18 protein-coding genes are annotated in these 23788 nt (G+C 74.0%); 10 read left to right on the forward strand and 8 right to left on the reverse strand.

Annotated elements, in window-relative coordinates; all coding sequences use genetic code 11:
- Nucleotides 1–107: 107 nt before the first annotated feature.
- Both K2F47_RS20935 and K2F47_RS20940 read right to left on the reverse strand, forming a co-directional pair.
- Entirely contained in the window at nucleotides 108–2198 is a 2091-nt protein-coding gene (locus K2F47_RS20935) for a hypothetical protein (protein ID WP_242906343.1), read from the reverse strand.
- A 251-nt stretch (nucleotides 2199–2449) separates the two neighbouring features.
- On the reverse strand, nucleotides 2450–3052 hold the full coding sequence (locus K2F47_RS20940) for a YbhB/YbcL family Raf kinase inhibitor-like protein (RefSeq protein WP_242906344.1): 603 nt from the start codon (nucleotides 3050–3052) through the stop codon (nucleotides 2450–2452).
- Nucleotides 3053–3461: 409 nt separating this feature from the next.
- Between K2F47_RS20940 and K2F47_RS20945 the strand changes: the two genes are divergently transcribed.
- Nucleotides 3462–4838, forward strand: coding sequence for an NAD(P)/FAD-dependent oxidoreductase (locus K2F47_RS20945; protein WP_242906345.1), 1377 nt, complete (start codon nucleotides 3462–3464; stop codon nucleotides 4836–4838).
- A gap of 107 nt (nucleotides 4839–4945) precedes the next feature.
- A complete protein-coding gene (locus tag K2F47_RS20950) occupies nucleotides 4946–8155 on the forward strand; it encodes an AfsR/SARP family transcriptional regulator (RefSeq protein WP_242906346.1) in 3210 nt (1069 codons plus the stop codon).
- Nucleotides 8156–8334: 179 nt separating this feature from the next.
- Here the strand turns inward: K2F47_RS20950 and K2F47_RS20955 are convergent, their stop codons facing one another.
- Nucleotides 8335–9147 (reverse strand): ABC transporter permease, encoded by an 813-nt coding sequence (locus K2F47_RS20955; protein WP_242906354.1) that lies wholly within the window; start codon nucleotides 9145–9147, stop codon nucleotides 8335–8337.
- On the reverse strand, nucleotides 9144–10151 hold the full coding sequence (locus tag K2F47_RS20960; protein ID WP_242906355.1) for an ATP-binding cassette domain-containing protein: 1008 nt from the start codon (nucleotides 10149–10151) through the stop codon (nucleotides 9144–9146). The genes K2F47_RS20955 and K2F47_RS20960 overlap by 4 nt, the downstream gene beginning before the upstream one ends.
- A gap of 298 nt (nucleotides 10152–10449) precedes the next feature.
- Here K2F47_RS20960 and K2F47_RS20965 point away from each other — a divergent pair, with 298 nt between their 5' ends.
- Both K2F47_RS20965 and K2F47_RS20970 read left to right on the forward strand, forming a co-directional pair.
- Nucleotides 10450–11010 (forward strand): PH domain-containing protein, encoded by a 561-nt coding sequence (locus K2F47_RS20965; RefSeq protein ID WP_242906358.1) that lies wholly within the window; start codon nucleotides 10450–10452, stop codon nucleotides 11008–11010.
- On the forward strand, nucleotides 11007–12431 hold the full coding sequence (locus K2F47_RS20970; RefSeq protein ID WP_242906359.1) for a PH domain-containing protein: 1425 nt from the start codon (nucleotides 11007–11009) through the stop codon (nucleotides 12429–12431). Before K2F47_RS20965 ends, K2F47_RS20970 begins: the two co-directional genes overlap by 4 nt.
- Before the next feature lie 9 nt (nucleotides 12432–12440).
- Here K2F47_RS20970 and sepH read toward each other — a convergent pair whose 3' ends face one another.
- Complete coding sequence (gene sepH / locus K2F47_RS20975; protein ID WP_242906360.1) at nucleotides 12441–14126, reverse strand: septation protein SepH; 1686 nt, start codon at nucleotides 14124–14126, stop codon at nucleotides 12441–12443.
- Nucleotides 14127–14569: 443 nt separating this feature from the next.
- Here sepH and K2F47_RS20980 point away from each other — a divergent pair, with 443 nt between their 5' ends.
- Nucleotides 14570–15547 carry a hypothetical protein gene (locus K2F47_RS20980; protein WP_242906361.1) on the forward strand — a complete coding sequence of 326 codons (978 nt, stop codon included), beginning with the start codon at nucleotides 14570–14572 and terminating at the stop codon, nucleotides 15545–15547.
- 21 nt (nucleotides 15548–15568) lie between these two features.
- Here K2F47_RS20980 and K2F47_RS20985 read toward each other — a convergent pair whose 3' ends face one another.
- Both K2F47_RS20985 and K2F47_RS20990 read right to left on the reverse strand, forming a co-directional pair.
- Nucleotides 15569–16879, reverse strand: a complete 1311-nt coding sequence (locus tag K2F47_RS20985; protein ID WP_242906362.1) for a D-arabinono-1,4-lactone oxidase — start codon at nucleotides 16877–16879, stop codon at nucleotides 15569–15571.
- A gap of 37 nt (nucleotides 16880–16916) precedes the next feature.
- Nucleotides 16917–18125: an MFS transporter gene (locus K2F47_RS20990; protein ID WP_242906363.1), complete on the reverse strand. Its 1209-nt coding sequence runs from the start codon at nucleotides 18123–18125 to the stop codon at nucleotides 16917–16919.
- A 124-nt stretch (nucleotides 18126–18249) separates the two neighbouring features.
- Here K2F47_RS20990 and K2F47_RS20995 point away from each other — a divergent pair, with 124 nt between their 5' ends.
- Genes K2F47_RS20995 through K2F47_RS21005 form a run of 3 tightly spaced genes read left to right on the forward strand, consistent with a single transcriptional unit; the run spans nucleotide 18250 to nucleotide 21205 of the window.
- Nucleotides 18250–19407, forward strand: a complete 1158-nt coding sequence (locus K2F47_RS20995; RefSeq protein WP_242906364.1) for a lytic transglycosylase domain-containing protein — start codon at nucleotides 18250–18252, stop codon at nucleotides 19405–19407.
- Nucleotides 19408–19454: 47 nt separating this feature from the next.
- Nucleotides 19455–20399, forward strand: a complete 945-nt coding sequence (locus tag K2F47_RS21000; protein WP_242906370.1) for a ferrochelatase — start codon at nucleotides 19455–19457, stop codon at nucleotides 20397–20399.
- Nucleotides 20396–21205, forward strand: coding sequence for an inositol monophosphatase family protein (locus tag K2F47_RS21005; RefSeq protein ID WP_242906372.1), 810 nt, complete (start codon nucleotides 20396–20398; stop codon nucleotides 21203–21205). The genes K2F47_RS21000 and K2F47_RS21005 overlap by 4 nt, the downstream gene beginning before the upstream one ends.
- Before the next feature lie 80 nt (nucleotides 21206–21285).
- On the opposite strand, the gene K2F47_RS21010 is transcribed toward K2F47_RS21005, so the two are convergent.
- A complete protein-coding gene (locus tag K2F47_RS21010; RefSeq protein ID WP_173390660.1) occupies nucleotides 21286–21462 on the reverse strand; it encodes a hypothetical protein in 177 nt (58 codons plus the stop codon).
- A 205-nt stretch (nucleotides 21463–21667) separates the two neighbouring features.
- On the opposite strand from K2F47_RS21010, the gene K2F47_RS21015 reads away from it, so the two are divergent.
- Entirely contained in the window at nucleotides 21668–22321 is a 654-nt protein-coding gene (locus K2F47_RS21015; protein ID WP_242906374.1) for a response regulator transcription factor, read from the forward strand.
- A 185-nt stretch (nucleotides 22322–22506) separates the two neighbouring features.
- The gene (locus tag K2F47_RS21020; RefSeq protein ID WP_372490898.1) at nucleotides 22507–23775 is read left to right on the forward strand and encodes a sensor histidine kinase; all 1269 of its coding nucleotides are present in this window, start codon (nucleotides 22507–22509) and stop codon (nucleotides 23773–23775) included.
- Nucleotides 23776–23788: the final 13 nt, after the last annotated feature.

The raw sequence follows: 23788 nt of genomic DNA on the forward strand, positions 1-23788 counted from the left end.
CCGTATATAAACATGTCCGCGGACACGCCGAGGGCCGCCGGGATTCCGGCGGCCCTCGGCGTGTCAACGGGTGGCGGGTCAGGAGCGATGGCGGGTCGGGCGGCGGGTCAGCGGCGGTAGTTCTGCCAGTCGTCGGGCTGCTGGTGCTGCCCGTACGGGCCGGTGTCGCCGCCGGGGCGGTTGCCGCCCTGCGGGTAGCCGTCCTGGGAGTAGCCGTCCTGCTGGTAGCCCGGGTTGTAGGCCTGCGTGGCGTTGGGGTCGCCGTAGCCGCCCTGGCCGCCGCCGTTCGGATCCTGCGGCCCGGCCAGCGGGTCGGAGTTGTAGCTGCTCCCGCTGAAGTCGCCGTAGCCGCCGGTGTTACCGCCGCCGCCCGTCGAACCGCCGGACCCGCCATAGGACGAGCCGCCCGTGCTGAGCGGGTCCTCGTAGCGCGACGACTCACCGTAGGCGGGGGACGTCGGGTAGCCCTCCGGCTGGGAGCCCTGGCCGTAACCGGCCGTGTTGCCGAGCCCGGAGTCGAAGGACGGGCCCGAGCCGGTGCCCGTGCCGCCGGCCGACCATGGGCCGGCGCCGGTGGAACTACTTGAGCCTCCGCCGCCCGTGCCTCCGGTGCCGAACGAGCCGGTGCCGAGCGGGTCGCCCAGCGGGTCGTTCATACCGCCGGACCCGCCGCCCGACGACCGCTGCCGGTCGGTCTGGATGCGCTGGAGCAGCTCGTCCACGGTCGGGAGCTTGTGGTTGTCGGTGTCGGAGCCGCCGCCGGGGCCGCCGTGCGCGGCGGGAGCGGCGGGCGCCGCCGGGGCGGGCGGTGCCGCGGGCGGCGGCACCGGGGGAGCGGCGGGTGGCGCGGCGGGCTCGGCCGGGCCGGGCAGCCCGCCGCCCGTCCCGCCGCCGGTCTCGCCGAAGCCGCGCATCGGGTCCTCAGCGCGGCGCAGGGGCAGCCCGAGCGGGTCGGACGCCCGCGGGTCGCCCGAGGGCGGCGGGAAGGCGTCCGGACGCCCTCCGGACGCCGCGGGCGGCGCTGAGGGCGGCCCCGCGGCGGCCGCCGGACGCCCGCCCAGCGGGTCGGAGCCGTAGTCGCCGTAGGAGGGCTCGGGGTAGGAAGGCTCGGACGATCCGTACTGCGGCTGCTCGCCGTACTGCGGCTGCTCGGGCACGCCGAACGGCGACTGCTGCTCGCCGTAGCCGGGCTGGTCCTGACCGCCGTAGGGCTGCTGCTCGGACGCCCCGAACACGTGCTGGGGCTCCTGGGCGCCGCCGTACACGGGCTGGTCGGGCTGGCCGGGAACGCCGTAGGGGGCCTGCGGGCCGGTGCCGCCCTGGAGGCCGAGGTCGGCGGGGATCGGGTCGTTGGCGGTCGAGGTCGGGTCGCCGCCGAACGGCGAACCGCCCTGCGGGAACCCGCCCTGGAAGTCACCGCCCTGCGGCCCGCCAGGTCCGCCCGGACCGCCGGGGCCCTGCGGCATCTGCTGGGGGCCGGTCCCGAGCGGGGCGCCGAGGCCGTTGAGGATCGTGCCGTCGGCGCCGAGCGTGACCGGCTGGGTCAGGCCGGGCTGCTCGACGGGCATCTGCTCGTGCCCCTGCTGCGGCATCTGCTGGCCCTGCTGCGGGACCTGCGGGTGCGCCTGTGCCTGCGCGTGCAGCGGGTCGGCTGCGGGGTCGGCGTCCGGGCGCTCGCCGTCCTGGTCGTGCTGCCAGGGGAACTTGGGCTTGTCGAAGGTGATCGTCGCCCAGTAGTCGTCGTCCTCCATCTCGTCGGAGGAGCCCTGGCCGGCGGGCGGAGGCGGCGGCGGGGACGGCTGCTGCGGCTGCTGGTGCGACTGCGGCGCGGCGGCGGTGGGAGCGGCGAGCGGCCCGCCGGCGACGCGGCGGTCGTAGGCGGGGTCGGGGGCGCCCGGGCCGTACGAGGGGTCCTCGTAGGCGGGTTCCTGCTGCCCCTCGTACCCGGTCTCGTAGCCGCCCTCGTAGGCACCGTCGTAGCCGCCGTCATAGCCGGTGTCGTAGCCGTCCTCGGGCCCGCCCGCGCCCCCTTGCTGGGGCTGCGGGGCGGCCCGGCGGCCGCGCGGCTGCGGCTGCTCGTCGTCCATCCAGTCGTCGTCGTCCCGCCCGGCCCTGCTGGCCCGCAGACCAAGGGCCACGAGGACGACCACCAGGACCACGACCACAATGAGGCCGAAGACCACGATGTAAGAAGTCATGCCACCACCCAATGCCTTGGCCCGGCGAGAGTCGCCAGCGCGGACCGCGGGTCCGTCTCGTCTGCCACCGGCGGCCGGCTCCCCTCGGACCTAGCCCGATTGTGTCCGACCGCTATGACCGTTGTCACACCCTTCGCGCACATCTGCCCTCACCCGGCGGGTCCCGATCGGCACCAGGGGCCGATCCTTGCCCGCCTGTCAGCTCCACCCCCCGAGGGGTCCGCCCTGACCTCGTGCCTCAGGCTCCAGGGTCAACGCGCCTGCTTCCCGCCGAAGTTCCCGGTGATCCGTCCGCGTCCCACCGTGTGCTTCGCGATGGCGCCGAGCGAGTCCTTGAGCTTGGCGCCGCTCTTGAACGGCGCCGGATCGTCCAGCGCGTAGATGGTGAACCTGTACCGATGCCGTTCTCCCTTGGGCGGGCACGGCGGAACGTAACCCGCCTTGTCCTTGTCGCCCGAGGTCAGCCCCTCGATGGCGCCGGTGATGCTGGCCCCCTCGACGAGCTCGTTGACCGTGCCCTCGATGCCCGCGATCACCCAGTGGACGCGGGCGCCGTTGGAGGCGTCCGGGTCGTCCATGACGATCGCGAACGACCGGGTGCCGGCCGGGGCCCCCGACCACCGCAGCGGCGGGGTCCTGCCCTGCCCGCCAGGGTACGACGCGCAGCCGTACCGCGTGGGCAAGTCGTGGCTATCACGGAAGACCGGGCTGGTCACCGTGAACCACTCCGACAGTTCGGCGCTCTTGTTCTGGGGCCGGCCGATCAGCCCGCAGCCGCCCAGCGAGAGGGCGAGCGCGAGCGCGCCCAGGGCGGCCAGCGCGGCCGGGATCGGACGCCGGTCTCTGCTCATCATCGTCGATACGCTCCCGCGCGAGATCGTACGCCGCGCCCCGCCGGAACCTCACGTCCCGCGGCGCGCGTCCCGCAGGCGGCGCCCCCTTCCTCGTCCGGCCCAACCTTAGGGGCTTCGCGGGGGTGGAACGGGCCTTTCGGCGCCCGGCCCGTGTGCGTGCCCCGGGACCGGACGTGACACGTCGGGGATCGGCCCCAGATCTGACCTGTGAGGTTGGTCATGCGTACTTTGGCGGTAGATGTCCGGAAATGAAAGAAGGAGTGGTGAAGTTCACACGTAAGGTGGCCCGCCGTTTTGCCGTTACGAGAAGTTTCGCTGTTCTTCCGTCGATATCGGTTGGCGCCGGTCGGGGGTCATCGGGTAGCTTGTGAATGTCTTCACAAGCCGACCGTGAACATTGGAGGCCGCAATGGCCAGGACCGCCGAGGAGACCCCTGGCGCTCCCCACATCCTCATCGTGGGTGGCGGCTATGTGGGCATGTACACCGCCCTCCGCTTGCAGAAGAAGCTGCGCGGCGAGCTGCGCAGGGGCGAGGTCAAGGTCACCGTCGTGGACCCGAACTCGTACATGACGTACCAGCCGTTCCTCCCCGAGGCCGCCGCCGGGAACATCTCGCCCCGGCACGTCGTCGTCCCGCTGCGCCGGGTGCTGCCGAAGTGCACCGTCCGCAAGGCGCGGGTCACCGAGCTCAACCACGACGAGGGGTGGGCGATCGTCCAGCCGCTGGCCGGGCCGCCGGAGCGGATCTCCTACGACTACCTGGTCATGGCCGCCGGCGCGGTGCCGCGGCTGCTGCCGATCCCCGGGCTCGCCGAGCACGGGATCAGCCTGAAGACCGTCGGCGAGGCCATCCACCTGCGCAACCACGTGCTGGAGCAGCTGGAGATCGCCGAGTCGACCAACGACGTCGAGCTGCGCCGCAAGGCGCTGACCTTCGTGTTCGTCGGCGGCGGGTTCGCCGGCGTCGAGGCCGTCGCCGAGCTCGAGGACATGACGCGCGACGCCACCAAGTACATGCGCAAGGTCACCCCGCAGGACCTGCGCTTCATCCTGGTCGAGGCCGCCGACCGCATCCTGCCCGAGGTCGGCCCCGACATGGGCAAGTGGACGGCCGAGCAGCTGCGCGGCCGCGGCATCGACGTGAAGATGAACACGCTCCTGCGGTCGGCCGTCGACGGCCAGATCGAGCTGTCGGACGGCAGCACGTTCCCGGCCGGGACGCTGGTGTGGAACGCGGGCGTCAAGCCGTCCCCGGTCGTCCGGCACGGCGACATTCCGCTGGACGAGCGGGGCCGCGTCAAGGGCACCGAGTACCTCACGATCGAGGGCCTCGTGCGCGCGTTCACCGCCGGCGACAACGCCGCGATCCCCGACCTCACCGAGGACGGCATGTTCTGCCCGCCCAACGCCCAGCACGCGGTGCGCCAGGCCAAGGTGCTCGGCGACAACATCGTGCGGTCGCTGCGGGGCAAGTCGCTCAAGCCCTACGTCCACGGCAACCTCGGCACGGTCGCGGGCCTCGGCCTGCACAAGGGCGTCGCGAACCCGATGGGCTTCAAGCTCAAGGGCTGGCCCGCGTGGTTCTTCCACCGCACCTACCACGGCGCGATGGTCCCGACCTTCAACCGCAAGCTGCGCGTCCTGGCCGACTGGACGCTCGCGCTGTTCCTCAAGCGCGAGACCGTCTCGCTCGCCACCGTCGAGCAGCCCCGCGCCGACTTCGAGCTGGCGGCGCTGGACGACCAGAAGGCGGGCGAGCGCAAGGCCAAGGAGAACGCGGCCTGACGCCGCCCGACCGGGCGTGAAACGCGTGCCGGGGTCCGCCGCGGGAGCGGCGCGGCCCCGGCACGCCGCGGTTCGGGGACAGCCGCGGTTCGGGGACAATCGTGGGCGTGCGGATCGGGATGCTCGGGCCCCTGGAGGTGCTCGCGGACGGTCGCCCCGTCGAGATCGGGGGCGTCCGGCTGCGGGTGCTGCTGACGCTGCTCGCGCTCGACCCCGGCGCGGTGCTCCCGGCCGAGCGGCTCATCGACGCGCTCTGGGAGGACGACGTCCCGAGGGGCGCCGCGAACGCGCTCCAGTCGCTGGTCTCGCGGCTGCGCGCGCTGGTCGGCCGGGACGCCGTCGAGTCGCGGCCCGGCGGGTACCGGCTCGCGGTGCCGCGCGGCGACGTCGACGTCCACGACTTCGAGGCGCGGCTGGTCGCCGCCCGCCGCGCCGCCGCCCCCGCCGAACGCTCCGCCGGGCTCGCCGAGGCCCTCGCGCTGTGGCGCGGCCCGGCGCTCGCCGACGCCGCCGGGCTCCACTTCGCCGAGGCGCCCGCCGCCCGCCTGGAGGCGCTCCGCCGCGCCGCGCTGGAGGAGCGGCTCGACGCCGACCTCGCGCTCGGCCGGCACGCGGCGCTGATCCCCGAGCTCCAGGCGCTCGCCGCGCAGGACCCGCTCCGCGAGCCCGTCACCGCCCTGCTGATGCGCGCCCTCTACGCCGCCGGGCACCAGGCCGAGGCCCTCGCCGCCTACGACGAGACCAGGCGCGCCCTGGGCGACGTGCTCGGCGTGGACCCGTCCCCCGACCTGGAGGCCGTGTACCTCGGCGTCCTGCGCCAGGACCCGTCCCTGCGCTCGGACGTCCCGGCACCCGTCCCTCCGCCGCCGGACGACCGGAAGGGCAACCTGCGGGCGCGCCTCACCAGCTTCATCGGCCGGGACGCCGACCTCGGGCAGGTCGACGACCTGCTGTCGCGGGCGCGACTCGTCACGCTGATCGGCCCGGGCGGATCCGGCAAGACCCGGCTGTCGCTGGAGTCGGGCGAGCGGCTCGCCGGGCGGATGCCCGACGGGACGTGGCTGGTCGAGCTCGCGCCCGTCGCCGACCCCGCCGAGGTCCCCGCCGCCGCGCTCGGCGCCCTCGGGCTCCGCGAGATGCCGCTGATGGCGGGCCCCGGCCGGATGGCGGCGCCCGACACCGCCGAGCCGCTGGACCGGCTCGTGTCCGCGCTCGCGGGCCGCCGGCTGCTGCTCGTCCTGGACAACTGCGAGCACCTCCTGGACGCCGCCGCCCGGCTCGCCGACCAGGTGCTCGCGTCGTGCCCGGGCGTGCGCATCCTCGCGACCAGCCGGGAGCCGCTCGGCATCACCGGCGAGACGCTCTGGCCGGTCGAGCCGCTGGAGCTGCCGCCGCCGTCGGCGGACGCGGTGGCGGCGCACGACCGGCCCGCCGTCCGGCTGTTCGCCGACCGCGCCGCCGCCGTGTCCCCGGGCTTCGCCGTCACCGCGGACAACGTCGGCTGGGTCGTGCGGATCTGCCGCGCGCTGGACGGCATGCCGCTGGCGATCGAGCTGGCCGCCGCGCGGCTCAGTGCGATGACCGCGCAGCAGGTCGCCGTCCGGCTCGACGACCGGTTCCGGCTGCTCAGCGCGGGCAGCCGCACCGCCCTGCCCCGCCACCAGACGCTCCGCGCCGTCGTCGAGTGGAGCTGGGACCTGCTCGCCGAGCCCGAGCGGGTGCTGTGGCGGCGGCTCGCGGTCTTCCCCGGCGGCGCGACGCTGGAGGCCGCCGAGGAGGTGTGCGCGGGGCCGGGCCTGGACCGCGCCGACGTCCTGGACGTCCTGTCGGCGCTGGTCGACAAGTCCCTGGTCACCGTGTCCGACGCGGACGGCGAGCCCCGCTACCGGATGCTGGAGACGATCCGCGCGTACGGGCTGGAGCACCTCGCCCAGGCGGGGGAGGAGGAGCGGACGCGCCGCGCCCACGCCGGCTACTTCCTGCGGCTCGCCGAGGAGGCCGAGCCGCACCTGTACCGCGCGGACCAGACCCGGTGGCTGGCCCGGCTGGCCGCCGAGCACGACAACTGCGCCGCCGCGCTGCGCTGGGCGGTCTCCGTCCAGGACGCGCCGCTCGCGCTGCGGTTCTGCGCGGCGCTCGGCTGGTCCTGGTTCCTGCGGGGGCGGCTCACCGAGGGCACCGAGCACCTGGAGGAGATCCTCGACCTGCCGGGCGTGCCCGCCGACCAGCCCACCGCCATGGCGCTGGCCCTGGCCACGCTCACCGCGCTCGACAAGCGGCCGACCGCCGAACCGGTCGTCGCCTGGCTCCGGCGCGCCCAGGAGATCTGCGACGGGATCGACGACCGCGACCTCCACCCCGTGCTGTGGCTGATGCTGTTCATGGGCAAGATGCAGGTCGACGGCTGGAACCAGGACCCCGCCGAGGGGATCGACCGGCTGCTGAACTCGGCGGACCCGTGGGCGCGCGGACTCGCGAACTTCATCCAGGGGCACATCGCCCACAACTTCGGCCGGACGGACGGGCTGGACGGCTTCTTCGACCGGGCGCTCGCCGGGTTCCGCGAGGCGGGGGACCGCTGGGGGCTCTCGTTCACGCTCACCGCGCAGGGGGAGATCCGCTCCCGCCGGGGCGAGCACGCGGCGGCGGTCGCGCTCTACGAGGAGAGCCTCCGGCTGAACGCCGAGCTGGGCCGCGAGACCTCGTCGATGCTGTACGTGACGATGCGGCTGGGCAACGAGCTGGACCTCTCGGGCGAGCCCGCCCGCGGCCGCGCCCTGCTGCTGCGGTCCCTGGAGCGGGGCGAGGCGTCCCGTCCGGAGGAGGAGATGGCGCTGCACTACCAGCTGGGCGAGCTCGCCCGCCGCGCCGGCGACACCGGCGAGGCGCTGAGCCGGCTCACGCTGGCCGAGGACCTGGCGGCGGGGCTGACCGGCCCGCCGCAGTTCCGCGCGATGCTGCTGGGCTCCCGGGCCCAGCTCGACCTCGCGCTCGGCGCCGTCGAGGAGGCCCGCGCCCGGCTGGACGAGGCGGTGCGCATCGGCGTCCAGAGCCAGGACTACCCGATCCTGTCGTACGTGCTGGGCGGCCGCGCCGAGCTGTGCCGGACCCTCGGCGACGCCGAGCGCGGCGCCGTCCTGCTCGGCGCCGCCGACAGCCTGCGCGGCACCCGCGACCTCTCCCAGCCGGACGTCCTGGCCATCGAGGGCGCCGTCCGCGACGCGCTCGGCGCCGCCGCCTTCACCGCCGCCTACGAGCGCGGCCGCTCCTGGACGTTCGCCGACATCGTCGCCCACTTCGACCTGCCCCACCCGTAACGCCCCACCCCGTAACGCCGCGCCCGCCGCCGACCGCGACCCGAGCAGCCGGACGGCCCGGCCACCGTGCCCTCGGTCGAGGGGGTGGACGGGCCGTCCGGCTGACGCGCGCCCAGGCCCGGTGCCGGGCCTGCCGCGCGCGCGTGGGTCAGGTGCGCAAGTGGGTCAGGTGCGCGGGGTCAGGCGCGCTGCTTGAACGCGCGCAGCGACAGGGGGGCGAACACCGCGGAGATGCCGACGCCCCACGCCAGCGCGATCAGCGCGTGGTTCAGCACCGGGCCGCCGATCAGCAGCCCGCGCATCGCCTCGACCAGGTGCGTGACCGGGCTGTTGTCCATCACGGCGGCGAGCCAACCGGGGATGCCGTGGGTCGACTTGATGAACGCCGTGCTGAGGAAGCTCAGCGGGAAGATCACCACGAAGCCGAAGATCTGCACCTTCTCCGGCTCGTTGACCTTCATGGCGATGAAGACCGACGTCCAGGAGAACAGCACGGCGAAGGTCAGCAGCAGGACGAACGCGGTGACCAGCGCCAGCGCGTTCGTCTCGACCCGGAACCCGATCGCGAACCCGACCGCGAGCAGGATCATCATCGACCACGCCTGCTTGGCGGTGTCGGCGAGGATCCGCCCGGCGAGCGGCGCGCTGCGCGAGATCGGCAGGCTGCGGAACCGGTCGAACACGCCCTTGGTGATGTCGGTGTTGAGCCCGAACCCGGTGCTCATCCCGGCGAACAGCGCGTTCTGCGCGATGATGCCCGGGATCACGACGGGCAGGTAGGCGTCGACGCTGCCCTCCATCGCGGGCCCGAACACGTAGGCGAACAGCAGCACGAACATGATGGGCTGGATGGACAGGTCCAGCAGCTCCATCGGGTTGTGCTTGATCTGCACCAGGTTGCGCCACGCCAGCGTGAGGACGTTGCGGACGGTGGTGCCCGGCGAGACCCGCTTGGAGAGGGTCTGCGGCGGTGTGAAGGTCGCGGTCGTCATGCCGACGCCCCCTCCTTGTCGGACGCCTTCAGCTCGGCGGACCCGGCGAGCGCGTCGGCCTCGGCGTCGATGTCGTCGGTGTGGTGGCCGGTCAGGGCGAAGAACACCTCGTCCAGGCTGGACTTGCGCAGCGACAGCTCGCCGACGGTGACGCCGGCGTCGTCGAGGCGGCGCACCACGGCGGGCATCAGCTGCGGGTCGGTGATCGGCACCGAGACCATCCCGTCGCGGGCCTCCGGTTCGGCGCCGGCCATCTCGCCGACGATCCGCGACGCGGCGGCGATGTCGGCCTCCTGGAGCGGCCTGACCTCCAGCACCTGCCCGCCGACCTGCGCCTTCAGCGTGTCGGACGTGCCGTGCGCGATCACCTGGCCGCGGTCGATGACGACGATGTCGTCGGCGAGCTGGTCGGCCTCCTCCAGGTACTGCGTGGTGAGGAGCACGGTGACGCCGTCGTCGGTGAGGCCGCGGACGATGTCCCACAGGCCGTTGCGGCTGCGCGGGTCGAGGCCGGTGGTCGGCTCGTCCAGGAACAGGATCTGGGGGCGGCCGACCAGGCTCGCGGCCAGGTCGAGGCGGCGCCGCATGCCGCCGGAGTAGGTCTTGGCGGCGCGCTCGGCGGCCTCGGTGAGCTGGAAGCGCTCCAGCAGCTCGGCGGCGCGCGCCCGGGACTCGCGGCGCGGGATGCCGAGCAGCCGCCCGATCAGGATCAGGTTCTCGGTGCCGGTGAGCATCTCGTCGACCCCGGCGTACTGCCCGGTCAGGCCGATGAGCTGCCGTACCTTGTGCGCCTCCTTGACCACGTCGAACCCGCCGACGCTGGCGGTGCCGCCGGTCGGCTCGATCAGGGTGGCGAGGATCCGGGTCGTGGTGGTCTTGCCGGCGCCGTTGGGGCCCAGCACCCCGAGCACCGTCCCCGGTTGCGCGGTGAGCGAGACGCCGGCGAGCGCCTCGGTATCACCGAACCGCTTCACCAGGCCGTCGGCCTGGATCGCGTAGGTCATGGGATCTCCTAGGACTTGTCTCGTATGCCGGACACTGCTCGCGCAGACGGTCTGCCAAGGTATGCGTTGCCCGGTGCGGTCCGCACCAGCTTTTTCGGCGGCGCGACCGCCGTGAGGTGCTGGGTTCCAACCTGGCACGCACCACTGACAAAACGCTGAGATCGCCGCGAACCCTTCCCGGCGACCCCATCAGACCGCGCCCGTGCCGGGCTTGAACCGGCCTCGAACCGGCCCAGGACCGGCACGGGAGCGGCCCTGGAGCGACCCGGGCCGCGTCCGATGGTTCTAAACTCGCGGTGTGACGTCGGTGCGGCGCAGTCACCACCAGGACGGCGGGGGGCCGCACCCGCCGCGTCTGCGGCCGCCCGCGAACCGTGTCTCGCCCCGCGCGATGGCGCGCTGGGCGATCGAGTACCTGCTGCTGTGGGGGCTGGCGTTCGGCCTCGCGCTCGGCGTCGCCGCCTGGATAGACGATTCCGGCTGGGACGGCCTGCCCGGCTGGCTGTCGGGGCGGATCGGCTGGATGCCCTACCTCGTCGGCGCGGTGGGCCTGCTGATGGTGACGGTCGCGCCGGTGTGGCGGTACCGCGTCCACCGCTGGGAGGTGAGCGCGGACGTCGTCTACACCCGCACCGGCTGGTTCAGCCGCGAGTGGCTGCTGGTGCCGGTCGGGCGGATCCAGACCGTCGAGACCGGGCAGGGCCTGCTGGAGCGGATGCTGGGCCTCGCGACCATCGAGATCAACACCGCGTCGCACACCGGCTCGTCGGAGGTCTCCGGCCTGCCGGTGGACGTCGCGACCCGGCTGGCCGACGACCTCGCGCACCGCGCGCACGACCTCCGCGACGACGCCACGTGAACGAACCCGCGCAGCGCCTCCATCCGCTGACGTTCGTCGTGGGTGCCGTGCGGGAGATGGTCGCGCTCCTGGCCGCCGGGATGACCGGGCTGGTCGTGGGCGGGCTGTCCACGGCCTTCTACTTCACGCTCGCGGGCCTAGCGTTCGGCCTGCTCTTCCACATCGCCGCGTGGGCGACGTTCACCTACATCGTCCGCGAGGACCGGATCGAGCTGCGCCGCTCCCTCATCGGACGGTCGGTCAAGAGCATCCCGCGCGACCGGATCCGCGGCGTGGACATCAGCACGTCCCTGCCGCACCGCCTCCTCGGGCTCGCCGTCGTCCGCATCGACGCGGGCGCGGACGGCGGCGAGGGCGAGCTGAACGCCGTCTCCCGGCACGAGGCGGAACGGCTGCGCCGCGTCCTGCTGGCCCGCACCGAGCAGCCCCGCCGCGTCCTGGCCCGCATGCGGCGCCGCTGGTACGTGTACGCCCCGCTCAGCGGCGCCTACCTGCTGACGCCCTTCGCCCTGGCGGGCAGCCTCCTCGGCACCCTCTACAACGTCGGCGACGACCTCGGCCTCATCACCGAGGAGCGGGTGGCGAGCGTCGGGCACAACGTCGTCGGGCTGCCGACGGCGCTGGTGGTGGCGCTGGCGATCCTCGTGCTGATCGCGATGCCGGTCATGTCGGTGATCGTCTTCACCCTCTTCAACTGGGACTTCACCGTCCACCAGCGGGACGGCTCGCTGGTCGCCGAGCGCGGCCTGGTCACCCGCCGCAGCGTCGCGCTGGAGCGCCGCCGGCTGCGCGGCGTCGAGTTCGCCGACAACCCGTTCGAGCGCGTCGCCGGGGTCGCCCGCCTCGGCGCGCTGATCACCGGGCTCGGCGACGCCGCGCACCGGGGGCGGCTGCTGCCCGCCGCGCCGCGTCCGGCGGCCGAGGCGCTGGCGACCGCCGTGCTCGGCGCGCTCCCCGGGCCGCTGCTCCCGCACCCGCCCGCCGCGCGTGGCCGCCGCGTCGCGCGCGCCGTCGCCCCGCCCGCCGGGGTCGCGCTCCTCGCCGTGGCCGCCGGGCAGTTCTGGGTCGCCTACGTCTGCGCGGTCGTCGCCGCCTGCGCCGTCCCGCTCGGCCTGGACCGCTACCGGCAGCTCGGGCACGCCTCCGGCGGCGGGCTCCTCACCGTCCGCTCGGGCAGCCTCCGCCGCCACCAGGTCGTGATCGAGCACGGCGCGATCGTCGGGTGGCGCGTCCGCCGCACGCTCTTCCAGCGCCGGCTGGGCCTCGCCACGCTGTTCATCGCCGTGGGCGCGGGCGAGGGCGGCTACCCGGCGCTGGACATGGCCGAGCCGGACGCCGTCGCCCTGGCCGCCTCCATCACCCCGGCCTGGCTGACGCCGTTCCTGGACGCACCGCTCCCCACCGGCTCCGCCACGCCCTGACGCCGCCGCCTATTCGGGACGCCGGGCGCCGAACATGATCTCGTCCCAGGACGGGACGGAGGCGCGCTTGCCCTTGGCCTTGCGGCGCCCCCGCGCGGCCCGCGCAGCCGCGGCGGGCGTCTCGGACGCGGCGGCGGGCTTGTCCTGCGCCGGGGGGACGGCGGGCCGCCCGGCGGGCTTCTTCTTCGCCGGGGCCCGGTGCGCGGGCCGCTGCGCCGCCTTGCGCGCGGCGGGGGACAGGTCGGCCTCGTCCGGCTGCTCGGCGGTCTCCTCCGGCTTGACGGGCGCGGCGTCGTCGGCGGGAGCCGGTTCGGGCGTCTTCTCCTCGACCGGCTCGTCGACGGCCTCCTCGGTCGCCTCCTCGACGGCTTCCTCGACGGTTGCCTCGGCTGCTGCCTCGTCTATGGCGGACGCCTCGCGCGGCGCGGGCTCCTCCTCGGGCACGGCCTCGTCGTCGTGCTCGGCGTCGGCGGGCGGGGCCTCGGGCTCCGCAGGGGCCGCCTGGACGTCCTCCGGCTCACCGGCGTCGGCGACGGCCTCGACCGCCGCCTCCTCGGCGTTCTCGTCAACGGCGCTCTCGTCCGCACCCTCGGGCTCGGCCTCGTCCCGCTCGTCGTCGGCGGATTGAAGGGCGGCGCGCTCCTCCTCGACGTCCTCGTGGAGGTCGGTGACCTCGGGTTCGTCGCCGTCCTCGGAGGGACTGTGGTCGACCGCGACCTCGCCGAGGTAGGCGGGCTCGTCGTCGTCGCGCGCGGAGGCGGACGCGGCGGCGGCCTCGCGGAGCTGGGCCGCGCCGCGCGCGAGGGCGTCCTCAAGCGACTCGGCGGGCTCGCGCGCCTCCGCGACCGGGCGCTCCTCCGGCTCGGCCGGGGGGACGCGCCGCGCCGCGGCCTCGCGCAGCGGCGTCGGGGCCTGCTCGGGGGCGGGGGGGAACGCGGTGCGCGGGTCGAGCGCGCGGCCCCGCTCGACGGCGTACTCGCGCGGCTCGGCGGCGCGCAGCGGCTCGGGCCCGGTGGGCTGCTCGGGCTCGGCGGGCAGGCCGCGGTCGCCGGAGACGACCTTCATCGCGGGACGGCGCGGCACGAGCGGCGTCACGGTGTCGGACAGCGACTCCTCGTCCCACTCGACGGCGGTGAGGCGTGCGGCGACCTCGTCCAGCGGGGAGACGTGGCGGCGGCGCGGGTCGAAGACCCACTCGGCGGCGTGCGGGCGGCCGTTGTCGAAGAAGGAGAGGCGGACGCGCCAGGTGTTGTCCTCGCACTTCCAGGAGTCCCACTCGGCCTCGTCGAGGTCGACGCCGCCGCGTCCGAGGCGCTGCTCGACGGTCTCGCCGAGGGGAGGGCCCGGGGTGGACTCGCCCGGGCGGCGCACGGCGACGCGCTGCGCCTGCTGGGCCATGTACTCGCGTTCCTGTAGGACCGGCCCCTCGAACCAGCGGATGCGTTCGACGGGGATGCCCGCCGACTCGGCGATCTCCTCAGCGGTCTCGCCGGACCGGATACGGGCCTGGATCTCCTTGGGACGCAAGGGACTCTCCACTTCGATCTCGAACTGGCCGAGGCGGGAGAAGTGCCCACGGACCGCGGCGCGGAGCCGGTCGTCGACGGGCAGGGTGAACCGGGTGCCTCGGCCCGCGGTGGCCAGGACGAGGTACGTACCGTCCTCGCTGACCGCGACGAGGCGCAGCTCCTGCATGCGTGTCCTTCCTGCCCTGTCCAGACGGCACGGAGGGCGCCGGACCACACCGCCGGTGGGAAGCCCGCCTCCATCGTGCTCCCACCCGCCGGTCGTCCGGTACCCGCCGAGGGCGCATGCGTGCCCTTCCCCCGGGTTCCCGAGTCTCTCTTTCGGACACACCTGCTGCCAGCACCGTACCCGGCATGTCCGAACATCGCCGCTCTCGAAGCCCTCCTCACGAGGCCGAAGAGGGCACCTGACCAAGCTTGCCGGGCACCGGGTCCGCCCGTGGCCGCCCTGCCTGATTCTTGTGCATCCTTTTCCACACTGTGCCTGACGTGGCCTCCCGGCTCCACCCGTTTGGCGTAGCGAGCATCACGTCCGTGGTCGGAACACCCGGATGTAGCGGTTAGTTTCCGTTCGGGGTGTTTGTCATCGATCAGACAGGAGGACACGGACGGATGCGGCCCAAGCTGCCGGACCTGAGCACGACGCAGCTCATCGCGAGCGGGATGGCGACGCTCGCCGCCGCGGTGGGGGCGTCGTTCCTCGGCGTGTACGGGACGATCCTGGGCGCGGCGTTCATGAGCGTGGCCTCGACGGCCGGCTCCGCCGTGTGCAAGCACTACCTGGATCAGGGCCGGGAGCAGATCAAGGACCTGACCCACCTCCAGGCGTCGGCGGAGCGCAAGGACGCGGCGCAGGACGCGGCGGCGCGCGCGGTCGACGCGGACCCGACCCGGACGGTGGTGTGGTCCGACCCGAACGCGACGCGCATGGACCTGGACGTGAACGCGGTCCGGCGGAACCTCGGCGACCCGAACGCCACTCGCATGGATCCGAACGCCGCGTACCCGGACCCGAACGCGACGCGGATGGACCCGTCCCAGGCGGTCGCGGGGGACCTCGCGGGCCTCGCGGGGGAGGACGCGGTGCGCGAGGTGGCCCGCAGGTCCGCCCTGGAGAGCACCACGGCGTGGGCGAAGCAGCGCTGGGTGGCGCTGGTGGTGTCGTCGGCGGTGGTGTTCGCGATCGTCCTCGGCGGCATCACCCTGTTCGAGGCGGCGTCCGGCAGCCCGATCGGCAACAAGGGCAACGGGCTGACGGTCACCAAGGTCCTCGGCGGCAACGGCGGCGGTGACGGCGGGCGCACCGACGAGACGCCGTCGGACGGGCCGTCCGGCCGTGAGACGCCCAGCAGCGAGGAGCCGAGCGGCGGCCCGTCGGGCGAGACGCCCTCGACCGGCAAGCCGTCCACCGGGACCTCTACGGACGAGCCGGTCCCGCCGAAGACCGAGCGTCCCACCGACAAGCCGACGACCACGGTGCCGACCACGCCGACGCCGTCCGGGGGCGGCAGCGCGCCGTCGACGCAGAACCCCGGCGGCGAGGAGAAGCCCGGCGGCGGCGAGCAGCAGCGCAACGCCCCGGCGGAGTGAGAACGCCCTGCCCGGAGTCGGTCAGTCGCCGAAGACCCGGGTGGTGTAGGCGTTGGCGAAGCGGCGGTCCGGGTCGAGTTCGTCGCGCAGCGCCCGGAAGTCGCCGAACTTCGGATACGCCTTCTCCAGGTAGGCGGCGTCGCGGGTGTGGAGCTTGCCCCAGTGCGGGCGTCCGCCGAAGGCGACGAGGAGGTTCTCGACGGCGCGGAAGTACTCATCGTGCGGGACGCGGTGGTAGACGTGCACGGCGATGAACGCCGTCCGGCGCCCGTAGGCCATGGACAGCCAGGCGTCCTCGGGCGGCAGCACCCTGACCTCGATGGGGAAGCCGATCCGCCAGTCCTTGCGGTTGAACAGGGAGCGGAGCTCGCGGAGGGCGGGCACGAGCTCCTCGCGGGGGATCGCGTACTCCTGCTCCTTGAACCGCACCGTCCGCGGGCTGGTGAAGACCTTGTAGGACGTGTCGCTGTAGGTGCGCGCGCCGAGCAGCCTGGCGCAGACCCCGTTGACGAACGGCGTCGAGGCCGGTGCCCGGTGGGTGACCCTGTTGACGGCGCCGAACACGGTGTTGGCCAGGAACTGGTCGTCCAGCCAGTGCTTGGCCTTGGACAGCGGGCGCGCGGGCCCGGCGACCGGGTTGTTGCGCTTGGTCAGGCACCCCTCGGTGTGGGGGAACCAGTAGAACTCGAAGTGCTCGTTGGCGGAGTCGAACTCGTCCACGCGGGCGAGCACCTCGTTCCACCGCATCGGCGCCTCCTGCGCGCGCAGCAGGAACGCGGGGACGGTCTTCCACGTGACGGCGGTGACGACGCCGAGCGCGCCTAGCCCGGCGCGGGCCGCGTCGAACAGCGCGGGCCGCTCGGCGGGCGAGCAGGTGACGACCGACCCGTCGGCGAGGACGAGCTCCAGCGCGGCGACCTGCGACGCGAGCCCGGCGGCGTCGCGGCCGGTGCCGTGCGTGGCGGTCTGGAGGGCGCCCGCGACGGTCTGCTCCTGGATGTCGCCCATGTTGGCCAGCGCGAGGCCGTGCTCGTGCAGGACGCGGTTGAGCACGCGCAGCGGCAGCCCGGCCTCGACCGTCACGAGGCCGGTCGCGGTGTCGACCGACCGGACCGCGGTGAGCGCGGTGGGGCGCAGCAGGACGCCGTCGGCGACGGCCGCGCCGGTGAAGGAGTGCCCGGTACCGGTCATCCGGACGGTCAGCCCGTCATGCGCGGCCGATCGGACGGCCTCGGCCACCTCCCCGGTGGTGCGCGGCGCCAGGGCCCGCACCGGTTCGGCCCGCTGGTTTCCCGCCCAGTTCCGCCACGTCAGGTTGGTTTCGGGGGACATGGGCCGACTCTACTCGGCGACGGTATGTGAGAAAAGTTCACGTTCTTGTGGCCGCGATCTCGCGCGCCCGCACCGAGCGGGCGCCCGCGAGACCGACGAGCGCGGCGACCACCGCGCAGCCGAGCGGGACGAAGAACGCCGCGTGCGCGCCCCGCGCGTCGACCACCCGTCCCGACAGCGACGACCCGAGCGCCACGCCGATGCCGACCGCCGTGGAGACCAGCGCCAGCCCCTCGGTGAGCTGCCGCGGCGGGACCAGCCGCTCCACCAGCCCGAACCCGGGAATGATCGTCGGGGAGATCGCCAGGCCGGAGAAGAACACCACGAACATCATCAGGTACAGGTCCCCGACGAGGACGGGCGGCACGAGACCCGCCGTCAGCAGCCCGAGCCCCGCGAGGAACCGCCGGGACAGCGGCCTGCGCCAGTGCCGCGCGCCGTACCACAGCGCCGCCGAGCCGCTGCCGAGCGCGTAGCAGCCGAGCAGCACGCCCGCGAGCGCCTTGTGCCCCTCCTCCTCGGCGAACGCGACGCCGCTGACGTCGATCGCGCCGAACACCATGCCGAGCATCAGGAAGACCGGGGCGATGACGAGCACGCCCGGGTTGCGGAGGATGCCGCCCTCACCGGCCCCCGCCTCGCGCGGGCGCGGCGGCGGCTCGGTGTCGCGCAGGCACGCGAGCGCCAGGCAGCCCACCAGCGTGAAGGACGCGGCGGCCGCGACGCCCGCCGCCGGATGGACGCCGGTGGACAGCGCCGTGACGATCATCGGCCCGGTGATGAAGATCGTCTCGTCCACGACCGACTCGAACGAGTAGGCGGTGTGGACGCGTTCGGGCGTATCGCGCAGGACGTGGGACCACCGCGCCCGCACCCAGGCGCCCAGCGAGATCTGGGTGAGGCCCGCCGAGGCGGCCGCCGCGAACAGCGTCCACACCGGCAGCCCCGCCTGCGCGAAGACGATCAGGAGGGTGTAGCTCGCCGTGTTCGCCAGCACCACCGGGACCAGCACGCGGTGCTGGCCGTACCGGTCGGCGAAGCGCGCGGTCAGCGGTGCCCCGGCGGCGAAGCCGAGCGCCAGGGTCGCGCTGACGGCTCCGGCGATACCGTACGATCCGGTGGCGGCGGACACCATCAGGACGATCCCGATGCCCTCCATGGACATCGACATGCGGCCGACGAGGCCCGCGGCGACGAAGAGCCGGGTCCCCGGAATCGCCAGCAGCTGCCGGTACGGACTGGCCAACCGATCCTCCCCCGCCCCCCGGGGAACGGCGGCCCCGAGCCATGTTCTGCGACTTCAGCCCAATGATCACGTTACCTGGGGGGAAGAAGTGAAAAGACAGGTAACCCACCCGTAGCGACACTCGTTGGGACATGTTGTGGCTCCTCCACCAGCATCGCGCGGCAGGACGCGTGCCGCCGTCGCGGCCATCGCCCTGCTCGCCGCCGCCACCGTGTCCGGCGGGCTGTACGCGGCGCTGACCTTCGAGGACGACGACCCGCCCCGCGCGAGCGCGCCCCAGGCCGGGGTGTCGCCCGGCGGCCCCGGCGGGCCGGTGAACGTGGCCGAGGGCGGCCAGGTCGCGCCGCTGCGCCGGGTCGTCCCGCCGGACGTGCTGGCGGTCGCGCGCAAGCCGATCTCCCCCGTCCAGGTCGCGAAGGTCACGAGGATCTCCGGGGTCAGGGACGTGGTGGCGGTCTCGGGCGGCGCCGTCCAGCTCCAGGGGCGGCAGGTGAACGCGCTCGCGGTCGACCCGTCCTCGTTCCGCTCGTGGACGCCGCCGGGCACCGCGAAGAAGACCGACCTGTGGTCGGCGCTGGCGGGCGGCCAGTTCGCGGCGTCCCCGGCCGCCGCCGACCAGCTCCGGCTGAACCGGGGCTTCCCGTACCCGGTCGTGGCGCGGACGGTGTCGACGCTGACGATGGGCGGCTCCGGCCAGTTCGGCCTGCCCGGCATCGACATGCTGGTCGGACGGGACGCCGGAACCCGCATGGGCCTCGTCCCCGACGTCGCCGTGCTCGTCAACGCGCCCGGCGCCGACCCCGCCAAGGTCTCCGCCGCCGTCACGAAGCTCCTCGGCCGAGGCACGAACGTGGTGAACCTGCACGAGGGCAGGTATCAGCCGCCGCCCGGCGACGGCGGCCGCCCCGGCAGCTACCTCGACCTGTACCGGCAGGCGGCCCGGAGCTGCCGCGGCCTGTCCTGGACGGTGCTCGCCGCGATCGGGCAGGTCGAGAGCGACCACGGGCGCAACGCCGGGCGGTCCAGCGCGGGCGCCCTCGGCCCCATGCAGTTCCTCCCCACGACCTGGCGCGCCTACGGCGTGGACGGCGACGGCGACGGCAAGGCCGACATCATGAACCCCTACGACGCGGTCCCGGGCGCGGCCAAGTACCTGTGCGCGAACGGCGCGGGCGGGGGAGGGCAGCGGCTCTACCGGGCGGTCTGGCAGTACAACCACGCCGACTGGTACGTGCAGAAGGTGCTCAACCTGGCGCGGGCCTATGAGGCGCGCTACCGCTGACACGCCCCGGGCGAGGGCACGCGCGGGGGGCTGGTTGGATGGGGGACATGACGTCGTATGACGCGTTGCTTTTGCTGTCCTTCGGGGGGCCGGAAGGGCCCGATGACGTGATCCCCTTCCTGGAGAACGTGACGCGGGGACGGAACATCCCCCGCGCGCGGCTGGAGAAGGTCGGGGAGAACTACTACCGGTTCGGCGGGGTCAGCCCGATCAACCAGCTCTGCCGCGACCTCAAGGCCGCGATCGAGGCCGATTTCGCCGCCCACGGCGTGGACCTCCCGGTCTACTGGGGCAACCGCAACTGGACCCCCTACCTCGCCGACACCGTCCGGGAGATGAAGGCGGACGGGATCACGCGCGCTGCCGCGTTCGTCACGTCCGCCTACAGCGGGTACTCCACCAACGACCAGTACCTCCAGGACATCGCCCGCGCCCGCGACGAGGTGGGCGACGCGCCCGTGATCGACAAGCTGCCCGTCTACAGCGACCGGCCCGGCTTCGTCGAACCGTTCGCGGACGCCGCCAGGGACGCGCTCGGCCGCCTCCCGGACGGCGCGCGGCTCGTGTTCACCGCGCACAGCGTCCCCCTCTCCCAGCCCAACCGCGAGCTGTACGTGGCGGAGCTGGAGGAGGCCGCGCGCGCGGTCGCGGCGAAGGCCGCCCCGGGGGAGCCGTGGGACCTCGTCTACCAGAGCCGGAGCGGGGCCCCTGGCCAGCCCTGGCTCGAACCCCAGATCGACGACCATCTGGAGAAGCTCCACGGCGACGGCGTCCGCGCGGTCGCCGTCGTGCCGATCGGGTTCGTGTCCGACCACATGGAGGTCAAGTACGACCTCGACGTCGAGGCGGCCGAGCGCGCCGGGAGCCTCGGCCTCGCGTTCGCCCGGGCCGCCACGCCCGGCACCGACCCGCGCTTCGCGGCGCTGGCCCGCGAGCTGCTGACCGAGGCGCGGGCCGGCACACCACAGACCGAGACGGGGGAGCGGCCGTGAGCCTGGCCGAGGAACTGCTGGAGCTGGCCACCGCGACCGCGCGGGAGGCCGGCCGGATGCTGGTCGACAAGCGTCCGCCGGCCGGCCCGGACGTCGTCCAGACCAAGTCGAGCCCCACCGACGTCGTGACCCAGATGGACCGTGCCGCCGAGTCGCTGATCATCGACCGGATCACGGCGGCGCGCCCGGACGACGGCTTCCTCGGCGAGGAGGGCGGCACCCGCGCGGGCGCGAGCGGCGTCCGCTGGGTGATCGACCCGATCGACGGCACCGTCAACTACCTCTACGACCTGCCGGACTGGGCCGTCAGCATCGCCGCCGAGTCCGGCGGCGTCGCGCTCGCGGGCGCCGTGGTGCTGCCGCGGCGCGGTGAGACCTACACCGCCGCGCGCGGCGCGGGGGCCCTCCTGCACACCGAGTCCGGGACGCGCGAACTGCGCGTGAACGCCTCCGTGCCGCTGGAGCGGGCGCTGCTGTCCACCGGGTTCGGCTACGCGGCCGCCCGCCGCGCGAGCCAGGCCCAGGTGCTCACGGGCGTGCTGCCCAACGTCCGCGACATCCGCCGGGGCGGCTCCTGCTGCGTGGACCTGTGCTCGCTGGCCGCCGGACGCGTCGACGCCTACTACGAGCGCGGCGTCCAGGAGTGGGACGTCGCCGCCGGGGCGCTGATCGTCCAGGAGGCGGGCGGGCGCGTCGAGGGCCTGCACGGCGCCCCCGCCGGACCGGACCTCACGATCGCCGCCGGCCCCGGCACCTTCGAGGCCCTGCACGCCCTTCTGGCCGGCCTTGACCCGCTGCGGGACTGAGCCGCCCGGAGCACGTCCGGGGACGCTGAGAGCCCGGGGTCACGACCCCGGGCTCTGGGATGAATCGCTGGGCCTTCGCGTCAATCGCAGCTGGGAGCTTCTACGCCGATATCGTTGTTCGCCGCGATCCGGCGCAGTTCGTTGATCTCCTCCTGGCGGATGTCCACCAGGTAGGTGTCGCCATCTGCGTGGGCGCTGCGCAATGACGCGTACGCGTCGTCGAGCCGCTGGTGGATCATGCGTGACAACTCGCCCATGGGCCTCCTCCCGGATCGTGCCCGTGCCCTACCCAGCCTTAGGCTGAAGGTAAACCTGTTGGCCGATGCAAATTTCGTGGACTCTTGCGCCGAGCCTAGGCGGGGTCGCGAACGGCGGTCTGAACGGGTGCTTACGGGCGTCTTACGGGCTCCGTGGCATACCTAAGTCCCGGGGCGGGAGGCGCCCCGGCCGGAGGGGGACGCAGTGCGTGTTCTAGTCGTCGAGGACGAGCGGGTGCTCGCCGACGCCATCGCCACCGGCCTGCGCAGGGACGCGCTGGCCGTGGACGTGGCCTACGACGGCGCCGGGGCGCTGGAGCGGGCCGGCGTCAACGAGTACGACGTGATCGTCCTCGACCGCGACCTGCCGCGGGTCCACGGCGACGACGTGTGCAAGCAGCTCGTGTCGCGCCGCTACCCGGCGCGGATCATCATGTTGACGGCGGCGGGCGAGCTGGACGACCGGGTCGAGGGCCTGTCGATCGGCGCCGACGACTACCTCGCCAAGCCGTTCGCGTTCGCCGAGCTGATCGCCCGGGTGCGGGCCCTCGGCCGCCGCGCCGCCGCGCCGCTGCCGCCGGTGCTGGAGCGCGCCGGGATCACGCTCGACCCGGCCCGCCGCGAGGTGCACCGCGACGCCCGCCCGGTGGAGCTGACCCGCAAGGAGTTCGCCGTCCTGGAGGTGCTGCTGAGCGCGGACGGAGCGGTCGTCAGCTCCGAGCAGCTCCTGGAGAAGGCCTGGGACGAGCACATCGACCCGTTCACCAACGTCGTGCGCGTCACGATGATGACGCTGCGCAAGAAGCTGGGCGACCCGCCGGTGATCGAGACCGTGCCCGGCGTGGGGTACCGGCTGTGACCGGCCCCGCGCCCCGGGGCGGTCCCGAGGAACCGGAGGAGACGACCGGCGCGTCCGCGTCCTTCCCGTCCGCCGCCGAGCCCAACCGGGGCGGGCCCGGCAAGAGCGAGCCGGGCAAGAGCGAGCCGGGCCGGCCGGAGCCGAACACCTCCCGGGAGGACGAGGCGTCCGGCGACGACCATGTCGTGGGCGCCGGGCATGCGCGGGCGGCCCGTCCCGCGTCCGCTCCCGGGGGGCGGCGCGGGCAGCCGTGGCGGCGGCCGGGCCCGCAGCAGTTCCCCCAGCAGCCGAACCAGGGCGTCAAGGGCGTGTGGCGCACCGAGGACGGGTCGTTCGCGACCGACCTGAAGGCGCTGCCGAGCCGGATGAGCGTCCGGCTGCGGCTGACCCTGCTGTACGGGCTGCTGTTCTTCATGGCGGGCGCGCTGCTGCTGTTCGTGATGTCGATCCTCGTCGCCAACATCCTCGGCGGCGTCAAGGTCGTCGGGTTCGGGATCAACGACCCGGAGACGGCCGCCGAGGTGCAGCACCAGTTCGTCGAGCAGACGATGAAGCAGCTCGTCGGGCGGTCGCTGGTCGCGCTCGGCGGGGTCGGCATCATCACGCTCGTGCTCGGCTACTTCGTCGCCGACCGGGCGCTCAGCCCGCTCCAGCGGGTCACCGCCACCGCGCGCCGCCTCTCGGAGAGCACGCTGCACGAGCGGATCGCGCTGGAGGGGCCCGACGACGAGATCAAGGAGCTGGCCGACACCTTCGACGCGATGCTGGAGCGGCTCGGTCAGGCGTTCGACTCGCAGCGAAGATTCGTGGCCAACGCCTCGCACGAGCTGCGGACCCCGCTTGCGATCAACCGGACGCTGCTGGAGGTCGCGCTCGGCGACCCCGACGTGTCCGACGACCTGCGCGCCGTCGGGCGGACGCTGCTGGCCACCAACGCCCGGCACGAGCGGCTGATCGAGGGGCTGCTGCTGCTCGCCCGCAGCGAGCGCGAGCTGACCACCCGCAGCCCCGTCGACCTCGCCGAGGTCGCCGCGACCGTGCTGGAGCACTCCGCCCGCCGCGACCACGACAACGACGTCTCCGTCCACCCGGAGCTGACGTCCGGGACGGCGCTCGGCGACCCGGTGCTGCTGGAGCACCTGGTGTCCAACCTCGTCGAGAACGCGGTCAAGCACAACGAGGACGGCGGCGAGCTGTGGATCCGCACCGGCCTGCTGGAGGGCTGGGCGACCGTCCAGGTCGAGAACACCGGCCCGGCCGTCCCCGCCTACGAGGTCGAGCGGCTGTTCGAGCCGTTCCGGCGGCTGAACGCCGACCGCGTCGAGTCGGCCAAGGGCGCGGGGCTCGGGCTCTCGATCGTCCGCTCGGTGGTGCTCGCGCACCGGGGCGCGGTGTACGCGGCGCCGCGTCCGGGCGGCGGGCTGATCGTCACCGTCCGCCTGCCTCCTGGCTGATCCGCCGCTCGGG

The organism is Actinomadura terrae, assembly GCF_022751215.1.
Taxonomy (GTDB): Bacteria; Actinomycetota; Actinomycetes; order Streptosporangiales; family Streptosporangiaceae; genus Spirillospora; species Spirillospora terrae.